Source organism: Listeria grayi DSM 20601 (genome assembly GCF_000148995.1).
GTDB lineage: Bacteria > Bacillota > Bacilli > Lactobacillales > Listeriaceae > Listeria > Listeria grayi.
In genome coordinates this window covers 24042-46630 of the sequence record NZ_GL538352.1, presented here as the reverse complement: position 1 = coordinate 46630, position 22589 = coordinate 24042, and the positions used below count along the sequence as shown (strand labels likewise).

The window sequence follows — 22589 nt, the reverse complement described above, 5'->3', positions numbered from 1 at the left end:
CTCCTCTTTCGTTTTTATTTAGCTGCACCGCATGATTCACGAACAATAAGTTCCGGTTCATGTTTGATGACAGTCGGCTCATATTCTCCATTCATTGCATTGATCAATTGCAAAACAGCGATTTTCCCTAGATATTCATTATGCTGATCGATCGTTGTCAGCCGCGGGATCTGGAAATCACTGTTCAAAAATTGGTCGCAGCTGACGATCGCAATGTCTTCTGGGCAGCGTATTCCTTGATCCTTCATAGCTCTGATCGCTCCGATCGCTACACTGTCATTGATCGCTACTAAAGCTGTCGGTATATCCCCAGGGGACTTTTCTACCAATTTTGTCAATGCATCATAACCAGCTGGTACATAATAATCCGACAACTCGATCCATTCTTCACGAATAGGATGCGAAAAATTATTCATTGCATTACGAAAAGCTGCTACTCTGGATGTCGTTATTTTCACTCCTTCTTCCCCGCCGATAAAACCGATTTGGCGGTGACCCAAGGCAGTCAGATGGGTAACGAGCGTGGTAACGCCCTTTTTCAGATCACGTTCGACAAAAAGGCAATCTAATTCCTCACGTTTGCTACCGATCACTAGGACTGGAATCTGTTTATGGAGCTGATTTAACGCCTGAACATAACGATCAGATAAATCTTCTTTATCGATCTCGCCGCCGAGCACAAGGACCCCGTCAACTTGCTTTTCCAATATGATCCGCAGATATTCCTCTTCTGCTAAACGGTTTTTCGTTCCGGCACTTTCAGGACCTGCGAGTAATGTGTTAAAAACGATCGTCGAATAAAACTGCTCCAATGCACATTTTTGGATCTCCGCTACTAGCGAAACAAAATAAGGATTGGAAATATCCGGCAAGATCACCCCGATATTCTTTGTTTGGCGGTTGACCATGCCACGAGCAAATACACTAGGGGTGTATTGATACTTATCGATCACATCCTGAATGCGTTTCCTTTTTTCTTTAGAAACAGAAGGACTGTTGTTCAACACGCGGGAAACCGTAGAAACAGAAACTCCACTGAGCCTTGCGATTTCTTGAATCGTTATTTTTTCTTTCATACCGCAGCATTTATTTAGAGACCATTGCTACGCCCGAAAACACGAAGGGCTGGCTACCAAATAAAAATGTATTGAGTTATGCACAAAGTGGCTACAGTTCCGAAGCGCCAAAAACGGCCTTTGCGGAAGCAACTTTTATCGAACAGCCATTTCAGCTGATCGATGATGCCACCGATGATGTCGTGCTGTCAGGGATCGCTTCCCGATTGGAGACCGATTTGGGGATTTTTGCGGTATTGGATTTTTCCGCTCATCGAAAAACTGGTACTTACCGGCTTGAGATCGGCGCACTCCAAACTAGCGGATTTGTTATCGGTGATGCTTCAGAGAAATGGACCAATTCCATCTGGAAATCACTCAACTTTATTTTCTGTGAACGCTGCGGCTATCCAGTACCTGGCAAGCACGCTTCATGCCACGCCGACGTCATTGCCAAACATAATGGTCAGATTCTTTCTTTCAACGGTGGCTGGCATGATGCGGGCGATGTTTCCCAACAACTGATCCAGACAGCAGAAGTCGCAATGGCTCTTTATGAGACAATAGCCGGACAGAAAGATCCATTACTTAGAGGACGCTTGATCGAAGAGGGTGAATGGGGCGTCGACTTCATCTTAAAAACCCGGTTTGGAGATGGCTATCGAGCAACGAGCGCAGGCGTTTCCCGCTGGACTGACGGCTTGATCGGCGGTATGGACGATGCGGAAGCACGCGTACATAACCAAGCATATGAAAACTTTTACCTCGCCGGTATCGAGGCATACATCCATGGACAGATCACAACGAATGATTCCTTAAAGCGGACATTGAAACAGATCGCACAGGAAGATTTTGATTTCGCCCTAATGGAAATGAAAAAACATGGTATCCATCAAAAACCGATTTTCTGGGAACATACCTATCAAACATCGGATAGCCTTTATTACGCTACTGCAGCGTTTTCTGCAGCAATGCTTTATCAGATCACACAAGACAGCAAATATGAAAAGCATCTGACGACTTTCTTAGCTAATATGTTGGAATGCCAAGAACAAAGTGGTATCCGCGGAGAAGATGGCACTACTTATGCCGGCTTTTTCTACCGTAGCAAAGAAAAGAAAATCATCCAGCATTTTAATCATCAAGCGCGAGAACATCTTTATCTATTGGCTTTAGAACAAGCGATGAAAGCTCTACCTGACCATCCTGCTTATCCGACATGGTATAGCGCGGTGGAACGCTACGGCACTTATATCAAACAGATCATGTCGTTTGCAGCGCCGTACCCATTGATTCCAGCAGGTTTTTATCATAAAGAGGAATACCTCGACGATACTAGCTTTGAACTACAACATTTGTTAGTCGACGAGCGGGCCCGCGAAGAATATCAGCTTCAATTCCAAGCAGGAATCCCGATCAACCAAGACATCGCCCTGCGCCGTTTCCCGATCTGGTTTTCTTTCCGAGGTAACAACGCGATCCTTCTTTCAGCTGGAAAAGCTTGTTCGATCGCAGGAAAATTATTAAACGATGAAAAACTGCTTAGAATAGCAGAAGGTCAGCTAGAATGGATCGTTGGAAAAAATCCGTTCGGCCAATCGATGATGTACGGAGAAGGCGCTAATTTCGCGCAAAATATAGCGTATTGAACGGCGAAATGGTAGGCGAGATTCCTGTCGGTATCCAAACATTCCGAAATGAAGATCAACCCTACTGGCCGCAATTCAATAACGCTACCTACAAAGAAGTATGGGTCGGCAATGCCGGTAAATGGCTGTCTATCGTCGCCGATTTAATCAAATAAACCCATTATTAAGGAGGAAAAAATATGCATTCAGAAAAAAGTTTTTCTAGCCGCTTTATCGAAGCATTATCTATTTTTGCCCAAAAAGTCTCTAATCAAAAACACATCATGGCGATCCGCGATGCTTTTGCCGCAATGATCCCGATCACGATCATTGCCGCCTTTTTCTTACTTGTCAATAATGTTTTGTTAGACCCTAAAAGTGGTTTATTCAAGTTCATTCCGAATGTCGAGCATTGGCTTGGCATCGGTACACAGATTTATAATGGTACGCTAGGCATCATGGCATTGATGGCTGCTTTCCTTATTGGGAATTTCTTGGCAAAATCCTATGGAATGGAAGGCCGTGTGGAAGGAATCATTGCGGTCGCAGCTTATGTAGTCTTGATTCCCGCCAATGTGCCCGTAACTAGCACAGCTGGAAAAGCTTTTGAAGCGAGCGGCGTATTGACTCAAGACCTAACAAGCCCGACTGGAACATTCTTAGCGATCATCGTAGCACTAATAAGCACTACGCTGCTTTGCAAATTTTCGCAGAGCAAACGCTTAAAGATCTCCATGCCTGAAAGCGTTCCGCCAGCAATCGCAAAGTCTTTCAATATTTTGATTCCATCTTTCCTAGTACTGACCATTCTTGGTATCGTTGAATTCAGCGCCATGTCGATTTTCCATATGAGCATTCCCGATATCATCGTTAAAGTTCTGCAAACACCGTTAGTAGGCGGTTTCCAAACGCTTCCCGGTATCTTACTTTACGTATTCTTTGCTGGTTTCTTATGGGTTTTCGGGATTCACGGTGCATTCGTGCTTGGCGCGATCTCAGGACCAGTCTTACTTACGTCCCTGCAACAAAATATCGATGCGATCAATGCTGGACAAACACTTCCAAATATTGTAACTCAGCCATTCTTGGACGCTTATGTCTATATGGGCGGCGGCGGAACGATCATCTGCCTCGTTATTGCGATTTTCATCGCTTCTAAACGTCCCGATCACCGTATGATCACAAAATTCGGTTTGATCCCAAGTATTTTCAATGTCAGCGAACCGTTGATGTTCGGACTGCCAGTCGTTTTCAACCCGATTTATGGTATTCCGCTTGTAATCGCACCTTTATTCTCCACTACACTTGCTTATATCGCGACATCGATCGGCTGGGTAGCACCAACTTACATTTTGACACCATGGGTGACACCGCCGCTGATCTCGGGTTATTTAGCAACAGGTGGCGATATTCGCGGATCGATCTTGCAAGTAATCATCATCGTAGTCGGAACATTGATCTACTTGCCATTCGTTATTGCCGCTAACCGAACTTACACAATGGAACCAAAAACACAAACAGAAAAAACAGAACAACCCGCAGAAGCACTTAACTTGGAAGGAGGCAATTGATCTTGAAACCTACAATGATGACCTACATCGCGGAAGAAGAAGCAATGGCAGCAACAATTTTAAGCCAGTATCCCGCCAATCTTCCTGCAGAAATAACGGGAAAAGAATGGCTTGTGCTCGCAACCGGTTCTAGCTTAAATGCCATCAAAAGCGCGAAATATTATATGGAGCGAGTGGCAAATCTGCGAATCACTATCGAAGAGCCCTTCAATTACCGTTATTATGAAAAAATCGATCCACATATTGATCTAGTGATCGGTGTATCTCAAAGCGGTGAAAGCACGAGTACGATCGAAGCGATCGCTCATATCCGTCGTACTTATGACGTTCCAACCCTTGGCTTCACTAGCAAAATGGAAAGCGAACTAGCTCAGTCAGCCGATTTCACCGTCGACATCGGCTGTGGCCAGGAACGCGTCGGCTATGTAACAAAAGGTTTTACCGCAACTGTTTTGACACTGATGCTGACGGCACTGAATCACGGAAAACAAACTGGATTTATTTCTGCCGAGCAAGAAGCAGCAGAATTAGAAATGTTTCGCGACGCAACCAGCGCGATTCCGGCAGTGATTTCCCAAACAGAAGCATTTTTCACGAAATTCGAAAGTGAATTCGTTGCTGCACCGCGCTTTACAGCGATTGGTTATGGACCGGCAGTGGGAACTTGCAAAGAAATCGAAACGAAATTCCAGGAGACGATCCGGGTCCCTTCTCAAGGAGTGGATTTAGAAGCTTTCATGCACGGTCCCTATTTAGAAGTAAACCCAGAACACCGCATTTTTTTCCTAGAAACAGAAAGTGTGGTCAAAGAACGACTGGAATTGTTGCGTGCTTATGAGGAAAAACATACAGCTTACACGTATACGGTAAAATTCGGAACGAGCAACAATTCACGGACATTAGCACTTCCAGACGTTGTCGATGAGTGGAAAGCACCGTATTTGTTAGCTATCCCCTTCCAGATCCTCGCGCATCACATCGCCGAGGCAAAAGGAAATAAACTGACGGAACGAATCTATACAGACTTCGGTGTCTCAGTGAAAAGCAAGACCAAGCCTGGCGATTATGCTTAAAAAAAGACTGCGTATCTTATTGATACGCAGTCTTTTTAAATGTGTAGTTGTTTATCCAGCAGTTGATTGAGTTCTCCGGATAGTTGGAAAAAGGTATCTGAGTCTCTTTTATCGAGTGCTGCATCGATATTTTCACGAAGTAATTCAATCCTTCTCTCTTCTAGGAGCATAGTCATGTAGTATTCGATAAATACGTTTGTTAATTCCTTTTCACCCTTCAGTACCCCAACTTGGTTCATCAATGAGTTAGAAAAATCTCGCATTTCCACGACAATCACTCCTTTATATAGGATTTATTACAATTATATAGATAAAAATAATGTAATCAAGACCTTTTTGTAAAAAAATGCTAAAAAATCCGATTTTTCAAAATTTTACTGACGGTCTTTATTGCTTATGCTATAATTGCCTCACATTAACACAATATAAGTTAATTTATAGCCAACTTTTTTGGCAGTGTTAATCAATCTCTCTTGTACACCTTCACCTTACACTAATTACAGCATTGGAGATGAACAAAATGAATAATGAATCAAAAGCACGACGTATTTACGAAATCAATCCGTATACGATGGTCATCCTGCCTAAACAATCGGGGGAAGAGATTTTTTCCGAGATTTACGAAATAGGTAGTAGTTTTATATCTAAATTTACCCCTTTTGAGATAATTAAAACCAGCTGCAAGTTTTTCGGAAGCAATTTTGAAGGTCGCAAAGATGGGACCAAGCATTTGATCGGCATCACGCATAAGCCGCCGATCATTATCGACGCCATGAATCTTATCTATGCGTTCCCAACGACGTCGCCATCAAAAAATGACTGTGCTTGGATCTTCCCGCAACATATCCAAGAATACGGCGCTAATGAATTGAATCAAACCGTCATTCAGTTTACCAATCATCGCAGCATAGAGATCGACATCTCTACGGCTTCGTTCAATAACCAAATGGCACGGACTTCCATGTTGCATATGAAAATCTCTCAAAAAATGCGAAAAATGGAGAAAGAATTTCCACTTGGCAACATGTATTTCCCGCCAGCTACGATCGCAGCCGAGTCAAGGGCACCATATTCCGTTCCTAAGCCAGAAAACGGCAGCGGTAATACTCCATTTTTCCAATAATTTATTTTTTATGATCGATCGCTTCCATGATTCGTTTCATCATCAGCAGCTGTTCTTCCGAATAGGTATAGGGAAGTTCGAGATACCATTTCTCTAGTTCCGGATTTCCGATCAGCGGGAATGCATTGACAGAATTTTTTTCGCGAAGTCCTGCTACGTCTTCTAGCAAGAAATCAGTCGTCGTTCCTAATTCTTCTGCTAATTTAGCTAAAATGAAAACCGGCGGCCGATGGGTGCCATGCTCATATTTGCTGATCGTCGAGGGTGTCACGTCAATTCTTTCTGCTAACTGCTTTTGCGTAAACCGTTTCTTTTTTCTCAGCTGCGCGACTTTTTGTCCAAATTCCATAACCAGCCCCCCTTTTTCTTTTATTATACCACGAAGCTTCTGTTTTCTAAGCAAAAAAAGAACTGTCTACAGCTTAGACAGTTCTTTCCCTTCAACTATTTTATTTATCAGGCAGTGGCTTTTTCCAGAATCCATAGATAAGGCCTGAAATCACAGCACCGATAATGATTGCTACTAAAAACAATACCGGCTTATTAGCTAGTAAAGATACGAATACGCCGCCGTGTGGAGCAGGTACATTTACGGACCAAAATTGCGTCAATCCACCTGCTGTCATCGCTCCGATCACGGAAGAAACAATAACCCGCAGTGGATCAGCTGCAGCAAAAGGAATCGCTCCTTCTGTAATGAAGGCTGCACCTAACACATAATTGGTGATCCCTGCTTGTTTTTCTTGCTGCGTGAATTTCTTGCTAAATAAGCTGCTTGCAAACGCGATCGCAAGTGGTGGGACCATTCCACCAGCCATTGTCGCAGCCATAAGTGCCCCATCTTGCGTTGCGGTAAATACACCGATCGAGAAGGTATAAGCTGCTTTGTTGAATGGTCCACCCATATCGATAGCCATCATTCCGCCAAGTACTACGCCAAGCAAGACAGCATTAGCGGTTCCAAGATGTTCCAGTGCCTGAATCATCGCAGAATTGATCGTACTGAAGATCGGATTCACAATAAAATACATGAGTGTTCCGGTAATCAATAAGCCAAAAATCGGATAAAGTAAAATCGGTTTTAAACCTTCCAGTGATTTCGGCAATTTGGCAAATACTTTTTTCAATCCAATCACAATATAACCAGCGAGGAAACCTGCTACTAGACCTCCGAGGAAGCCAGCGTTGGAATGGACAGCCATCAGACCACCGACCATACCTGGCATCAATGCTGGACGTTCACCGATACTGCTTGCTATATAACCGGCAAGAATCGGGATAAGGAGTGTGAAGGCACCTTGATCATTGCCGCCAATCGTTGACAGTAATCGAAAGAGTTCGCTGTGCGGCCAAAATCGCTCAATAAGGAAAGATAATGCGATCATGATCCCGCCACCGACTACGAATGGCAGCATATGAGAAATACCATTCATCAGATCTTTATAGATTTTGCTTCCGATCGATGCTTTTTCTGTATTTTCTTCTTTCGCTATGTCCCCATTACTATGATAAATCGGTGCTTTCTGATCCAATGCTGTTTGAATGAGTTGTTCCGGTTTACGGATACCATCGCTTACAGGTCGCTCTTGCAAATGCTTTCCGTCAAAACGAGCCATTTCGACGTTTTTATCAGCAGCAATAATCACACCAGCTGCTCGCTCGATATCTGCAGCAGTCAATCGATTTTTGACGCCTTCTGAACCATTTGTCTCTACCTTGATAGCCACGCCCATTTCTTTCGCTTTATTCTTGAGCGCATCTTCAGCCATATAGGTATGAGCGATCCCAGTTGGACATGCTGTAACTGCTACAACGAAAGGTTGTTCCTCATTAGGAGTTTCTGTTTCTACTTCTTCTCCCGCAGACTGCTGTTCATCAAATAGAGCGATTACTTCATCAGGTGTTTTCGTGTTTTTTAAAGCTTGGACGAAATCCGGATTCACTAATAATCGTGAAAGTGCCGCTAAAGTTTCTAAATGTGTTTCATTTGCTCCGTCCGTTGCGGCGATCATAAAGAATAATTCGGCCGGCTGACCATCCAAAGACTCATAATCGATTCCTTGCTCACTTTTAGCAAAAACAACTGTAGGTACATTTACTGCTTTGGTCTTTGCATGTGGCATCGCGATTCCTTCGCCAATACCAGTCGAGCTTTGGGCTTCACGCTTCATGATCTCTTCTTTAAACAATTTCGGATCATTGATCTTGCCGTTTCTTTCTAAGCTGCTGATCAATTCATCGATAACTGCTTCTTTTGTCGTAGCTTGAAGTGACAGGATCATTGTTTCTTTACTTAAAAGTTCCGTGATCTTCATTTCAGTTCCCCTCCGTCGTAAGTTTGCTAATCTTAACTTGTGGCAATAGTTTTTGAATAAGAGATGCTTTGGCTAAGTCAGTCGAAAAAGCAGTCGCTCCGCCAGTAGCTACTCCGACTTTAAAAGCTTCTACCGCATCATGATGTCTGTCGAATTCTCCCAAGAACCCGGCCACCATGGAATCACCAGCACCAACAGAATTTTCTAGTTTCCCTTTTAACGCTTCCGCAAAGTAGACCTGATCATCGACGAACAAAAGGGCTCCGTCGCCAGCCATTGAAACGATCACGTGTTTTGCACCAAGCGCCAGCAGTTTTTGACCATAAGGAATGATTTCTTCTTTCTTTGTAAAAGTAGTTTCAAATAGTTCTGCCAGCTCATGATGATTCGGCTTTACCAAAATCGGTTGGTGTTCTAACGCCGCTAATAGTTCTTGACCGGTCGTGTCGATCATAAATTCTGCATTTTTCTCATTGCATCTAGTAATGACTTCTTCATAGAAATGATTCCCCAATGCAGGCGGTACGCTGCCGGATAAAATGATGATATCCTCTGCTTGAATCACTTGCAGCCATTCAAAAAACTTGGCTTTTTCTGCTTCTGTGATTGCCGGACCTAATCCGTTGATTTCTGTTTCTTCACCGTGTTTCAATTTGATGTTGATCCGCGTGTCATCTTCAATCGCTGTAAAATGAGTATGGATCCCTTCCTTCAGCAATTGATTATTAATGAAATCCCCTGTAAAACCGCCTAAAAATCCAGTTGCGGTATTTTCGACCTGCAGTTGCTTGAGCACACGAGAAACGTTGATGCCTTTGCCTCCCGGAAGTTTATAATCTGCTTTCATTCTATTCAAATCGCCTAGTTTCAAATCCTCTACTTTTACAATGTAATCAATCGAGGGATTTACTGTCACTGTATATATCATTTTCCACCTCAACTATTTTTGACTTACCTTGATAGTGCGCGAGTTTGCCATTTGGAACCCGATCAATAACCAATGTGGCTTCGTCCAAAGTAAACATTTTTGCAAACAACACGACATCTAATTTACTGGCATCTGCTAACACATAAGATTTTGCTGCATGTTTCTGAGCCGTCTGCTTCACATGAGCCTCTTCGATATCCGGCGTTGTGTAACCAAAATCCGGGTGAATTCCATTTGTCCCAATAAATGCTTTATCAAAATGATAGTTCCCAAGCTGTTCTACCGCAGTAGCTCCAATAATCGCTTTTGTACGGGCTTTCATTTTCCCACCAAGCAAGTAAGCTTCAATGCTATTAGAGACCAACTTCTCCACGTGCATCAAACCATTAGTAACAACGCTAATATTTTTATTCTTTAATAAATCGATCATTTCAAAAGTAGTAGAACCAGCATCCAAATAGATACAGTCATTTTCCTGCACAAGATTAGCGCAGTAACTAGCAATCTTTTTCTTACTTTGAATGTTTATGGCAGATTTTTCGGTCATACTTGGTTCCAAGCGGAAATCTGTCAAAAGTGTCGCTCCACCATGGACACGTTTTAGCATATTGGCTTCTTCTAATTCATCCAAATCTCTTCGGATCGTTGATTCAGAAGTATCCAGTCGCGAGACAAGTTCTTGTGTTTTCACGGTTCCCGCTTCTTTTAGCAAGGTTAGAATAAGTTGTTGCCTTTCTGCATTCAGCATATACCTTCCTCCTATCATGTTCACTTTACCACCAAATTCATTCAAAATCAATCAAAAACAGCCAAAAGCAACATTTCCCAATTTTCTTTCTATTAGCGTTATACTAGAATAGAACGAAAAGGAGGAATTGAAATGGGAAAATCTATTTCTAAAGAAACAAGCACAGCATTTGCACAGAATGTTCAGGCGCATCCCTACTTTCATACATTGCAAAGCAGTGTTTTAAAAAACGGGATCAAAGCGAGCGTCGAAAATTTAAACGCTAAAATCGCGATGCAGCCGGTGTTTTCCAATGAGATCAAAACCGGCGGGGTAACTAATCAAGAGCGCAGCGGAAGATGCTGGATGTTTGCCGCGTTAAATACATTCCGTCATACGATCAGTAATGATCTGAATGCCCCTGATTTTGAACTCTCCCAAAATCATACGAACTTTTGGGATAAATTTGAAAAAGCAAATTACTTTTTTGAAAGCATCATTCGAACTGCGGACCGCGATATCGATGACCGTTTAGTAGCTTGGTTGCTGGAAACACCACAGCAGGACGGTGGACAGTGGGATATGCTCGTTTCATTAATCCAAAAATACGGAGTTGTTCCCAAAACAGCAATGCCTGAAACTTTCCAAAGCAGTCAATCGGCTGATCTAAATGGACTACTCAACAGCAGACTTCGTAAAGGTGCAGCTTCTTTGCGTGCTGCACTTCAAGAAAATGCTACAGACGAGGAAGTTGCCGTTTTGAAGAACTCTCTCTTAGAAGAAATCTATCGCATTTTAGTATACTCACTCGGCGAACCGCCACGTACATTTGATTTTGAATATCGGGATAAAGATGGGAATTTCCATCAGGAACTTGGGCTGACACCGCAATCTTTCTACGATACATATATCGGTATCGATTTAAGCGATTATGTCCCTCTTATCAATGCACCTACCGCCGATAAACCATTCGGTAAAACGTATACGGTCGACTTTTTGGGCAATGTCATCGAAGGTCAGGCGATCAAGTACCTGAATGTAGAAATCGAAACGCTTAAAGCTGCAGCAGCGAAGCAGATCGAAGCTGGGGAATCTGTTTGGTTCGGCTGTGATGTTGGGAAATTCTCCGAACGTTCGCAAGGTGTAATGGATACTGCTATTTATGATTATCAAGCATTGTTCGATTTGCAGCCAGAGCTTACCAAAACAGAGCGCTTAGATTATAAAGATAGTTTGTTGACACACGCGATGGTACTTACAGGTTTCAACCGTAAGAATGATACTATCGATCGCTGGAAAGTAGAAAACAGTTGGGGCGAAAAAGTCGGTAAAAAAGGCTATTTTGTGATGAGTGATGCGTGGATGGATGCTTACACCTTCCAAGTAGTAGTGCACAAAAAACATTTACCGGAAGACCTGCAAACCGCTTTCGAGCAAGATCCTACAGTATTGAAACCATGGGATCCAATGGGATCGCTGGCTTTGATGCGAGGCTAAAAAAACGCCTTGAGGTTCAATTACTCTTGAATCTCAAGGCGTTTTTTTGATAATTGCTCTAGTTCTTCGACTGTCAAAGGCCGATACTCACCGCGTGCTAAATTTTCGTCCAACTGCAACGAGCCCATTTGGATACGTTTAAGATATATTACTTTCTTATCGACAGCCAGAAACATTCGCTTGATCTGGTGGTATTTCCCTTCCTGAATCGTGATCCGAATATCTGTTTTCACACCATTCACTTGCAAGATCTCCAGCTTGGCAGGTTTGCATTGGTAATCGTCTTCTAAAACGATTCCTTTTTTAAATGCGTGGACATCATCCCCGGTTACAACGCCTTCAATCGTCGCTTCGTATACCTTATTGACATGCTTTTTAGGTGAAAGCAATTCGTGCGCAAGCTGACCATCATCGGTCAAAAGCAGCAGTCCTTCTGTATCTTTATCTAATCTTCCGACCGGAAAAACAGCCCGCCCAGCGTCTTTTGGTTTCAAAAGATCTAGCACCGTCTTTGCTTGATCTTCGGTAGCACTGATATAACCGCTTGGTTTATGGAGCATCCAGTAGACGTATTCTTGGTACAGAATTACTTCGTCCTGCACCCTGACGATATCGCTGGTCGGAACTATAGCCTGTTTCCCATCTTGGACACGTTTGCCATTAACGGTAACTTCCGTTTTTTTCAGAAATTGTTTTACTTCTTTTCTACTGCCATAGCCATGATGGGCGAGAAATTTGTCTAATCTCACAACTGATAGCTCCTTTTATACAGTGATTTTGCTTCCTGCTTCGATGTAGCTTGTATCATTGACGCTCTCCACAAAGAAAGTTCCATCGCGATAAACGATCTTGCTTACACTGGCATTGTCGATACCATGAGTTGCTTTCGTGCTGTCTAGTAAAAGCAATAAGTTATGGATCACCATTCCGTGGGCAATAGCCAAAACATTCCCGCCGCCTTGAGCCAGCACTTCCTCGCAGATCGTTACAAGGCCTCGTTTTATTCGCGTTTGGAAAGTCAGGCGATCTTCTGCCATTCCAGTTTCATCGAGTCTCGCTACCGTATCAATGATATAATGGCGATCCACTGTATTTTCTGCTGCATGCAGTTCTTCCAGCGTTGCAAAGCCATTTTCTTTCGCAACTAATTCTAAAACATTCAGATTGAAATCTGATTCGTATTTTCCAAAACCATATTCGCGCAGATCATATAGTTGCGTGATCGGAAGTGCTGTCTGACCGCTTTCTTCTAATACTAAATTAGCAGTTTCAACTGTGCGGCCGCGATCACTCGTGTAGACAGCTGCAAACGACGTATCACGCAGCCCCCTCCCTAGCTGTCTTGCTACTTCGGCTCCTTCTGCTGTTAATGGCGAATCAGACCACCCTTGGATGCGTTCCAAATGATTCAGCATGGTTTTGCCATGTCTTGTTAAATAAATGAGTACTTCTGACACATTAACCCTCCTAAAAAACTACTTACTCTTATTATAACGATAACGATGCCATTATTCCATGTAAAAAACCAGCTTGGCTGCCCAAACTGGTTTTTTAGAAAGCTATGTTAACGTACACCTTGCATATAACGTTTTAAAAGTGGTGTTAAGAACAATATGATAACACCAATCAAAATTGCTACCACGCCGATGATCCCGAAATACAAGACTTCTGTTTTCGCATTATATAATTGAGTGATCTGCGCATTCACACCTTGTCCCATTGCGTTTGTCAAGAACCACAAGCTCATTGTTTGGGAAGAGAATGCTGCTGGAGCAAGTTTAGTCGTAACAGACAATCCAACTGGTGACAAGCACATTTCGCCGATAACACAGATCAAGAAACTGAATGTGATCCACAGTGGACTAACAAGTGCTTTGGCATCTCCGCCGTGTAGAAGGCTTGGGAACATCATCAGGATAAAAGAAGCTCCTGCGAAGAAAACGCCTAGAGCAAATTTCACCGGAGTTGACGGCTGCCGTTCTCCAAGTTTCGTCCATAGCCAGGCAAATACTGGCGATAATGCAATGATAAAAATCGGGTTAAGTGATTGGAATAATGATGGTTCCAAAGACATTCCGAGGAAATCCAAGTTTGTCCGGTCTGCCGCAAAAACAGCGAATACGCTTGATTGCTGCTCTTGGATCATCCAGAATATCACAGAAGTCAAGAACAACGGTATATAAGCAAGCAAACGAGAACGTTCCATTTTGTTTGTTTTTGGGCTTCGGAGCATAACAACGAAGTAGGCGATCGGAATCAGAATACCTAATGTTGTTACCGTATTGATCACAACGCGTAAATCGAAGCCGCCTTGGAATAGAGCGAAAATCGCCATGATGACAGCTAATGCGACTACTAATCCAAGTGCAAATAGTCCGAATTTTCTCCGTTCGGGAGTAGTTAGCGGGTTTGGCGGTATTTTACCAGCATCACCAAGATAACGTTTGCTGGTCAATAAATACACCACTAAACCAACTGCCATACCGATTGCTGCTACACTAAAGCCAGCATGGAAATTAGCTGCACTGTCTTTTACAAAAGAAACAACGATCGGTGCTAAAAAGCCACCTAAGTTGATACCCATGTAAAAGATACTGAAACCACTATCGCGTCTTACATCTTCTGGAGCATATAGATCACCGACAACGTTCGACACATTTGGTTTTAGGAATCCTGTACCGATAATGATAAAGAACATCGAGATAAACAATGCCGCCGCTCCAAGCGGTAGGGAAAGAATAATATGGCCGACCATGATCGCCACTCCGCCCCAAAATATCGTACTGCGAGATCCGAGTACCCGGTCAGCAAACCAGCCCCCGATCACTCCCGACATATAAACAAGCGAACCATAAATCGACATAATCGCCGTAGCAGTCGCTGTATCAAAGCCTAAACCGCCATTTACTACTTTCGTATACATATAATAAATTAAAATTGCACGCATCCCGTAATAAGAAAATCGTTCCCAAAATTCCGTAAAGAATAGGGTCGCCAGTCCTCTAGGGTGTCCGAAGAAAGTTTTACCTTCTTTTGTAGCCAAAAAAATCGACCTGCTTTCCATAGTTTATAGTAGTTGCGCAATTACTATAATCCCACTGATTGTCAGTATTTGTCAATATTTCTCGTGAAATTAATACGTAAAAAAAAGAATATTACTATTTTTGATACAATAGTAATATTCTACATATTCCCATAAATGGCAGACAGAAGCGGAATAGCTTGAAAACACGCTTTTATATTTCCTTCCTAAATCAGCCTCTGCCACCATTTGTCCATCTAATGACAGATATTAAAAATATTTTACAGCGCTCGTGTATAAATTTCTCTGGAAATTTCCAAAGTTTGGTCGCCGCGTTCGGAAATGCTTGTCAATCCGTGTTTTTCTAATTGGGCAACTAATTCCTCTACGACTTCTTCGCCTAGATCATAAGCTTGGAAAGAAGTGCCGATTTCTAAGGATTCAAAGAAAGCACGTGTTTTTTCGATCGCTTGTTGGATTTTTTCGTCATCGCTGCCAGTTAATCCCCATACACGTTCAGCATATTGTACTAATTTATCATGTTTTTCTGCTTTTCGTACTTCTAATAACGACGGCAGAACGATTGCTAATGTCCGTGCATGATCGATACCATACAGCGCTGTGATCTCATGTCCCAAACCATGCGAAGCCCAATCTTGCGGCACACCTTTTGACAATGTACCATTCAAGGCATTAGTCGCCGCCCACATAAAGTTGGCACGAAGGTTATAATCAGGTGTTTCTTCTGCCATCAATTTCGGACCGATCTCGATCAATGTCATCAGCAAGCCTTCTGCAAAACGATCTTGGATCATAGCGCCTACTGGATAAGTCATGTATTGTTCCATAATGTGGACAAACGCGTCTGCCACGCCATTTGCAACTTGTCTTTTTGGTAACGTATAAGTGATTTCCGGTTCTAAGATCGAAAATACTGGGAACGTATATGCGCTTCCGAAAGAAAGTTTTGCTTTTTTCTCTACAAATGTAACCACGCCGCCACTGTTCATTTCCGAACCAGTAGCCGGTAAAGTCAATACCGTACCAAATGGCAATGCTTTGGTGATCGGCTTCTTCTCACCGATACCATTTCCGAAGATATGGATTGGGTCGCCGTCGAAAACAGCTGCTGCTGCGACAAATTTCGTTCCATCAATAACAGAACCTCCGCCGACTGCTAGTAAAAAGTCATAATTTTCCTTTTTAACCAAATCGACTGCCTGAATCAACGTTTCATATGTCGGATTTGCTTCGATACCACCAAATTCGCCAACCTCGCCTTGATGATTTGCCAGCGCTTTTTTCACTTTATCCAAAGTACCGAATTTCTTCACGCTGCCACCGCCATATAAAAGCAATACTTTTTTATCTTGGGGGATCAAGTTTTCCAATTCCGCCAAACGGTTTTTCCCAAATACGATATGCGTTGGATTGTACGCATCAAAATTTCTAATTTCTTCACTCATGTCTAATGCCTTCTTTCTATTATGATATGTTCATCATACACATCATAATCCTTACAATAAATTAATTTGCTTGTGAATTTTCTATACAAAGCTCCCTCTTTAAGTTAAAATGAAAACAGATGATGAAATAAACGAATGGAGTGACTTTTTATGCTTATCAAAAATTTATGTATCCCTAAAATCAATTTAACGACCGTACCAGAAACTGCTACGCTAAAAGAAGCAATTGATCTATTAGAAGAGTCTGGCTATCGTTGTGTTCCAATTTTAGATAAAGATGGTAAGAAATTTTTGGGAAATATATACAAAATGCATATTTACAGACATGCCGCAGAAGGTGGTAGTTTGAACGAACCAGTCACTTCTTTATTAAAGAACGCGACAAAATACATTTCCGTAAATGCTTCTTTCTTTGAAGTGTTTTTTACAATCAAGGAACTTCCCTACATCGCTGTTTTAAATGACAGCGGCGACTTTTATGGAATCCTTACTCACGGGAAAATGCTTGGTCTGCTCCAAGATGCTTGGAATATTGAAACAACCAGCTACGTCCTTACGGTTGCTTCCGGCGAAGTAAAAGGCGCGCTGACAAAACTGACAAAGATCGTCGACCGCTATACATCGATCGCCAGCTTGATCACATTAGACAATCAAAGTGATGACTTCATTCGCCGCGTCATGGTCTCTTTACCAAACGGCGTTACTGAATCATTGAAAAACGAAATTGTCGAACACTTGAATCGTAAAGGTTTACGAGTGGTTGAAGTGGAACGTTTAAAACATTAAGATCCTAAGCAGCTATTGCCGAATACTGGCATAGCTGCTTTTTTGCGTCTTGTTTCTTTCATTTTATTCCGTTATAATGATAATGAAAATCATTTTCATTCCAAGGAGGATATAATGAAGAAAAAACATAGTTGGCAAATTCTTATCACTCTAATCGCATTGATCGCTGTTTTAGCTGCCTGCGGAAACAACGACAAAGCAAGTTCAGAAAAACCAAAAACACAAACCGTAACTGATGCCCTGAAACGGAAAGTAACGATCCCAAAAGATCCGAAAAAAATCGTTGCTTTGCAAAATGTGGCTGAAATATCGATTTTAGGTACTCCCGCAATTGGAACCACTGACGAATATAAAACTACATATCCGGCTGAAACAAAAAATGCGGAAAGCATTGGCGGAGATAAACCAAATATCGAAAAAATAACAAAACTCGCTCCAGATTTGATCATCATCAGCGATTATCAAAAAGATATGATCGAAAACCTAGAAAAAATAGCTCCTGTGTATGCCACTCACTTCGGAGATACTCCTGATCAACATTTGGAGAAACTAGCTAAATTACTAAATCGCGAAAAAGAAAAAGATGCATGGTACAAAAAGTATAATGCAACCTTAAAAAAAGAGCGTGCGAAATTAAAAGCTGCTGGCATCACGAATAAAAAAGCAGCCGTTTTCCAATTTTACGGAAAAGATATTTATATTCATGACCAAAATATATTCTCCGGCTTATACGACAAAGGTGCAGGCTTCAAACCAACTGCAGCCGCTGCAAAAAACAAAGAAACAAAAGCGATTTCTCAAGAAGCGATACCAAACTATGCAAAAGATGCAGACTACATCTTCATCTTAGCTCCAATTGGTGGTAGTGATGCTTCTGTAAAAGACTTGCTGAACGGCGTTTGGAAAGATATTCCAGCAGTAAAAGCGAAACACGTTTACTTAGTAGAGAATAAAAAATGGAGTGATTATACCATCGCTACTCGCCTTTACCAATTAAAGGACAGCGTGGCAAAGGTAACTGGTAAATAATCCAAAAAAGAAGCGACCAAAAATCGCTTCTTTTTTGTTTATTTCGGCAAATGACAGGGTAAATAAATAAAAGGATATTTGTGTAATACTTATCAAAACGAGTGGTAAAGGAGATTGGTAAACATGGTAGAAATAACAAAAGGAAAATTCGACGGCTTACAACGTTTGTCAAACGAAAAAGGAATCATTGCAGCTCTGGCGATCGACCAACGTGGTTCGCTGAAAAAAATGATCCAAACAGCAAAAGGAACGGAAGATAAAAAAGACGTAGAAGATTTTAAACGCCTTGTTTCCGAAGAACTGACTCCTTACGCATCAGCGATCCTGCTTGACTTGGAATATGGCGAAGATGCGATCAAAGCTAGACATAAAGACTCCGGATTATTGACTTCTTACGAAAAAACCGGTTACGATACAACAACACCAGGTAAATTACCTGATTTGATTGCAGATCTCTCTGCATTGCGAATCAAAGAAAAAGGCGGCGATTCTGTTAAGATCTTAGTTTATTATGATCCAGACGAGCCAGCTGAGATCAATGAAGTGAAATATGCTTTCCTTGAAAGAATCGGTGCTGAATGTAAATCTGTCGACATTCCTTTCTTCCTTGAACCAATCACTTATGATGCTAATATTTCGGATTCCCTTTCTGTAGAGTACGCGAAATTAAAACCAGAAAAAGTAAAAGCAGCTATCAAGGAATTTTCTAAACCGCGCTATGGTGTAGACGTGTTAAAACTAGAAGTTCCAGTAAACTTTAAATTTGTGGAAGGTTTTGCTGAAGGCGAAGCTGTTTACACGCAAGAAGAAGCAGCAAACTATTTCAAAGAATGTTCCGACCTCAGCCCACTGCCATTCATTTATCTAAGTGCTGGCGTTACAGCTGAATTGTTCCACAAAACAATCCAATTTGTTAATGAACACAATGTTGAATACAGTGGTGTTCTATGTGGCCGTGCGACTTGGAAAGACGGCATCGAAGTTTACGGCAAACAAGGTGAAGAAGCCCTTCGCGAATGGCTTCGTACACAAGGTAAAGAAAACATCACCTCTTTAGACAAATTATTAAATGAAGGTGCTGTTCCTTGGTGGACGAAGTATGGTTCTTTTGAAGATGTTCACGTAGTAGAAAAATAAATAACAATAAAAAAACAGCTTGTTCCTTGAGGAACAAGCTGTTTTTATGTTTACTTACCGTCTACAACACTACCATCAGGTAATGTCGATTTTCCATTGACATATTTCAAAATAAACGGTCGTCTGATCTCTTTAGTACTTATCCCCGTTCCATTAATAACATGATTGACAGCACGATCAGGGTCATCGCTGCCACCAAGTTCGATCGTACATGCGTTGATCACTTTTACATCTGGTCGATTAGGAACCTCCACACCATTTTCCATTTCCATTGGTGCACCATTCGTTGCTACAAAAACGCCGTAAACCCCGATTCCTTGCGCAAGATGATGTTTGACTTGATTGGAAACTTTATAGGAAGCATAGCCTTTTACTTTCCCATTATGACTCATCCAATCCGATTGTTTTTGCGGATCATACGGGCTTTCGCTTTGATAGAAATAGGTGCTGCCATATTCGCCGTTCCATAACAATTGGTACTTTTGATGATGTTCATTGAACAAGCCGTACATCGTCACACGATCGCCGTTTACGATCATGCCATAATCAGTCTCATTTTTTGTCCAACCCACACCTTGACTGTGGTCCGCACGCCAGATCCATAGGTCGTCGCCGATCACGTCATTGCTGTTGACTTCTACAACTGTGTTTGCACTTGTTTTAATATCTTTGGTCCCACCGACACGCAAGAAAACATCTGTTAATAGCGTCGGATTATTTTTATGGTTCTTATGGGCATTTTTGTCCCCAATTTGTACAAATGTTTTGGAAGAAGTTTCTTGGTCGATCAATAGTCCCGCCAATGTAACGCCGTCAACATCTGCTACTTTTATAGCGCCGCCCTTGCTCTTGTTTTCCAGCGTAGCAAGCCCTGTTCCAAGTATAACGGTATTTGGTTTGGTTACTTTCAATGTTTGGTCGATTTTGTAAACGCCTGGTGTGAAGAAAAGATTTTTCCCTTGTTTCAGTGCTTTATTCAAGGTAGTAGCATTATCTTTCGATGCTTTTGCTACGTAAAAATCTTTTTTCAGATCAAGTGATTTTCCTTTGCCGATACTGTTTTTCTTCCACGTTACGCCTGCTGTGTTTTTTTGCAGTCCGGGAACAAAAACCTTGTATTGATGCTGATTATTAAGGTATAAAAATGGTTTTTCACGAACAACAGGTGTTTTCTTGATATTCGTTACGACTGTTTCCTCAGGTGATTGTTCCCAGTTGCTTGCCGGTGCACCTTTTGTTCCTTGAAGGACACCATTGATCGTTGTTCCATACCAGCTTTTATCTAACTGACTGTTTCGTACATAATATTGTTGCTGCGTTTCTGAACCGACTTTTTGTTTATATACAGAATCTGAAATGAAACCTCCACTCACCCAGCCTTTGTGCCAGTCAAGCTCTGCAGGGCGATCAACTTGCATCCTTCTAAGCGGAGCAGCTTGCGAAGCGCCGTAATTGAACTGATCTTCAAAAGCAGTTGTTGGCTTTTTATTCGTGATCTGGAAGTTTTCCATAGATATCCAGAAATTACATGTACCGTTATTATCTGGAAGCGCTGCTGGTGAAGCTACATTAGCTAATTTTGTCTGTGTTGGGACCGCCCCAAGTCCATTGATCGACGTATAATAGCCGATATTATAGACATGATTCGGCTGCCCTTTCGTATAGTCGCCTGGCAAGAAATATACGCCAAAGCGGTCAGGTCCAAATTGTGCATCTTTTTGCTTTTTATAAATAGCATCCATTTTTTTATTGATGCGAGCTTGATCATCTTGTGGTGAGAAAATAACCATGCTTTCACCAAATAGTTGTTCATTGAGTGATACTTCTAACTGTTTCTTTTTCTTGCCCCGTTTATCCAGACCTACTACTTTATAATAGTTCGCATAATGATTTTTTCCTGGATGTTTATCCGTAAAACTGGCTTTTTTAGTCGTTGCTATCTTTTTCTTTGTAGCATATTTGCTCCCCGCTTTATAAATCGCATACTTGGAAATTTGTTTATCTTTCTTCCAAGTAATTTTCAGTGTCTTTTTCCCTGTCGTGATTTTTCCATTCGTCAATTTCGCTAAACCTTTGTTTTTATCTACGGCTTTCACATTTGGTACTTGAATGGAGAAGCTACCAACTAACAAAATCAATACCCCGATCATCATGATTATTTTTTTCATACATTCATCCCCTTGCATTTATTTCCTTTTTGTATACGCTTACAAAAAAACATTATATCATTCCTATTTCTAATTTCTATCCAAAAGCTCATTTTTTTATTTTCTTTTCAGTAATTATTATTTTATAATAAAATGAAGAGGAGAGATTTTTTTGAAAAATAGAGATGAATTGTTTTTAGAAACCATTATAGAGAAAGTTCCGGTCGTAAAATTTAATACAGATAGAACGGTTAGCTTTGCAAATGACCTATTTGCGAAAACGCTAAAATATGAACCAGAAGAACTGATTGGGAGAGAACATCGGGATTTTTGTTTTCCAGATTTTCACCGTTCACCGGCTTATGAAGCTTTTTGGAAAGACTTGTTAGCGGGAAAAAACTTTAGTAATAATTTCAAGCGGAAAGATAAACTGGGGAACGAAGTCTGGCTGCAAGCGACATATTTACCGATTTTAGAAAATGGAGAAGTCGTTTCGATCGGAAAAATCGCTTTTGATATCAGTCCGCGTATCCAAACGATCCAAAATTTTAGTGATGATTTTGCTTCCGTCGCTCCCGCATTAATGGAGCAAGCGAATTCCGGACAGCGAATTGGTCATGAACTAGAAACGACCTTTGCCGCTATTGAAGCTAGCTACCAATCTAGTCAGGAAAAATTGCTGCATTTATCAACGGAATCCCGGCAAATCCATGATGTCGTCCGGATCATCAATGGAATCGCCACGCAGACTAACTTATTAGCTCTAAATGCCGCGATCGAAGCTGCCCGAGCTGGTGAGGCTGGCAGAGGTTTTGCAGTAGTTGCTGATGAGGTACGAAAACTTTCCGGTCAAGTGGAAGAAGCTATCAAGAAGGTCGAAGATAGCATCAAAGGAATCACTCGCTACACGGGTGAGGTGGAAAAAGGATTTGAAAGTGTGAAAGAAAGTATTTTGACCAGTCAACAGGAAGTCCAAATCAGCTTGACCAATTCTCAACAACTGGAAGCATCGTCCAATGAATTAACTCGTAAAGTATTGCAATTTGTTGAAAAAGTAATGTAAATTTATTTGCAATTCATTTGAG

General features: G+C 41.7%; 19 protein-coding genes and 1 pseudogene. 9 read left to right on the top strand and 11 right to left on the bottom strand.

The window, feature by feature from the left end:
* Positions 1–14 precede the first annotated feature (14 nt).
* Positions 15–1076: a LacI family DNA-binding transcriptional regulator gene (locus tag HMPREF0556_RS00305; RefSeq protein ID WP_003754359.1), complete on the bottom strand. Its 1062-nt coding sequence runs from the start codon at positions 1074–1076 to the stop codon at positions 15–17.
* Between HMPREF0556_RS00305 and HMPREF0556_RS00300 the strand changes: the two are divergent.
* The 3 genes and pseudogenes from HMPREF0556_RS00300 to HMPREF0556_RS00290 form a co-directional block, all read left to right on the top strand.
* Positions 1070–2859: pseudogene (locus tag HMPREF0556_RS00300) on the top strand (glycoside hydrolase family 9 protein); the annotation flags it as partial. The gene HMPREF0556_RS00305 and the pseudogene HMPREF0556_RS00300 sit on opposite strands and share 7 nt — an antisense overlap.
* A gap of 24 nt (positions 2860–2883) precedes the next feature.
* Positions 2884–4254, top strand: coding sequence for a PTS sugar transporter subunit IIC (locus HMPREF0556_RS00295; protein WP_003754353.1), 1371 nt, complete (start codon positions 2884–2886; stop codon positions 4252–4254).
* 2 nt (positions 4255–4256) lie between these two features.
* Complete coding sequence (locus HMPREF0556_RS00290; RefSeq protein ID WP_003754351.1) at positions 4257–5327, top strand: SIS domain-containing protein; 1071 nt, start codon at positions 4257–4259, stop codon at positions 5325–5327.
* Positions 5328–5362: 35 nt separating this feature from the next.
* Here HMPREF0556_RS00290 and HMPREF0556_RS00285 read toward each other — a convergent pair whose 3' ends face one another.
* Positions 5363–5596 (bottom strand): IDEAL domain-containing protein, encoded by a 234-nt coding sequence (locus HMPREF0556_RS00285; RefSeq protein WP_003754348.1) that lies wholly within the window; start codon positions 5594–5596, stop codon positions 5363–5365.
* Between the two features lie 251 nt (positions 5597–5847).
* On the opposite strand from HMPREF0556_RS00285, the gene HMPREF0556_RS00280 reads away from it, so the two are divergent.
* Positions 5848–6450 (top strand): competence protein ComK, encoded by a 603-nt coding sequence (locus HMPREF0556_RS00280; protein ID WP_040486341.1) that lies wholly within the window; start codon positions 5848–5850, stop codon positions 6448–6450.
* Between the two features lies 1 nt (position 6451).
* Here the strand turns inward: HMPREF0556_RS00280 and HMPREF0556_RS00275 are convergent, their stop codons facing one another.
* From HMPREF0556_RS00275 to HMPREF0556_RS00260, 4 genes are all read right to left on the bottom strand, one after another.
* Positions 6452–6799, bottom strand: a complete 348-nt coding sequence (locus HMPREF0556_RS00275) for a helix-turn-helix domain-containing protein (protein ID WP_036108436.1) — start codon at positions 6797–6799, stop codon at positions 6452–6454.
* A gap of 100 nt (positions 6800–6899) precedes the next feature.
* On the bottom strand, positions 6900–8765 hold the full coding sequence (locus HMPREF0556_RS00270; RefSeq protein WP_003754342.1) for a PTS fructose transporter subunit IIABC: 1866 nt from the start codon (positions 8763–8765) through the stop codon (positions 6900–6902).
* Between the two features lies 1 nt (position 8766).
* Complete coding sequence (gene pfkB / locus HMPREF0556_RS00265) at positions 8767–9693, bottom strand: 1-phosphofructokinase (RefSeq protein ID WP_003754340.1); 927 nt, start codon at positions 9691–9693, stop codon at positions 8767–8769.
* Entirely contained in the window at positions 9659–10441 is a 783-nt protein-coding gene (locus HMPREF0556_RS00260) for a DeoR/GlpR family DNA-binding transcription regulator (RefSeq protein ID WP_050776969.1), read from the bottom strand. Before HMPREF0556_RS00260 ends, pfkB begins: the two co-directional genes overlap by 35 nt.
* A gap of 132 nt (positions 10442–10573) precedes the next feature.
* Between HMPREF0556_RS00260 and HMPREF0556_RS00255 the strand changes: the two genes are divergently transcribed.
* Positions 10574–11917 carry a C1 family peptidase gene (locus tag HMPREF0556_RS00255; RefSeq protein WP_003754335.1) on the top strand — a complete coding sequence of 448 codons (1344 nt, stop codon included), beginning with the start codon at positions 10574–10576 and terminating at the stop codon, positions 11915–11917.
* A 20-nt stretch (positions 11918–11937) separates the two neighbouring features.
* On the opposite strand, the gene HMPREF0556_RS00250 is transcribed toward HMPREF0556_RS00255, so the two are convergent.
* From HMPREF0556_RS00250 to HMPREF0556_RS00235, 4 genes are all read right to left on the bottom strand, one after another.
* Positions 11938–12666 (bottom strand): pseudouridine synthase, encoded by a 729-nt coding sequence (locus tag HMPREF0556_RS00250; RefSeq protein ID WP_003754333.1) that lies wholly within the window; start codon positions 12664–12666, stop codon positions 11938–11940.
* 15 nt (positions 12667–12681) lie between these two features.
* Positions 12682–13374, bottom strand: coding sequence for a histidine phosphatase family protein (locus tag HMPREF0556_RS00245; protein ID WP_003754331.1), 693 nt, complete (start codon positions 13372–13374; stop codon positions 12682–12684).
* A 107-nt stretch (positions 13375–13481) separates the two neighbouring features.
* Entirely contained in the window at positions 13482–14981 is a 1500-nt protein-coding gene (locus HMPREF0556_RS00240; protein WP_003754330.1) for a peptide MFS transporter, read from the bottom strand.
* 239 nt (positions 14982–15220) lie between these two features.
* Positions 15221–16405, bottom strand: a complete 1185-nt coding sequence (locus tag HMPREF0556_RS00235; protein WP_003754328.1) for an iron-containing alcohol dehydrogenase — start codon at positions 16403–16405, stop codon at positions 15221–15223.
* A 150-nt stretch (positions 16406–16555) separates the two neighbouring features.
* Between HMPREF0556_RS00235 and cbpA the strand changes: the two genes are divergently transcribed.
* From cbpA to HMPREF0556_RS00220, 3 genes are all read left to right on the top strand, one after another.
* Positions 16556–17191, top strand: a complete 636-nt coding sequence (cbpA, locus tag HMPREF0556_RS00230; RefSeq protein ID WP_003754327.1) for a cyclic di-AMP binding protein CbpA — start codon at positions 16556–16558, stop codon at positions 17189–17191.
* Positions 17192–17305: 114 nt separating this feature from the next.
* Positions 17306–18220: an ABC transporter substrate-binding protein gene (locus tag HMPREF0556_RS00225; RefSeq protein ID WP_040486340.1), complete on the top strand. Its 915-nt coding sequence runs from the start codon at positions 17306–17308 to the stop codon at positions 18218–18220.
* 123 nt (positions 18221–18343) lie between these two features.
* Complete coding sequence (locus HMPREF0556_RS00220; protein ID WP_003754325.1) at positions 18344–19357, top strand: tagatose-bisphosphate aldolase; 1014 nt, start codon at positions 18344–18346, stop codon at positions 19355–19357.
* A gap of 50 nt (positions 19358–19407) precedes the next feature.
* On the opposite strand, the gene HMPREF0556_RS00215 is transcribed toward HMPREF0556_RS00220, so the two are convergent.
* Complete coding sequence (locus HMPREF0556_RS00215) at positions 19408–21525, bottom strand: hypothetical protein (RefSeq protein ID WP_050776968.1); 2118 nt, start codon at positions 21523–21525, stop codon at positions 19408–19410.
* 151 nt (positions 21526–21676) lie between these two features.
* Between HMPREF0556_RS00215 and HMPREF0556_RS13820 the strand changes: the two genes are divergently transcribed.
* Positions 21677–22567, top strand: a complete 891-nt coding sequence (locus tag HMPREF0556_RS13820) for a methyl-accepting chemotaxis protein (RefSeq protein ID WP_003754323.1) — start codon at positions 21677–21679, stop codon at positions 22565–22567.
* Positions 22568–22589: the final 22 nt, after the last annotated feature.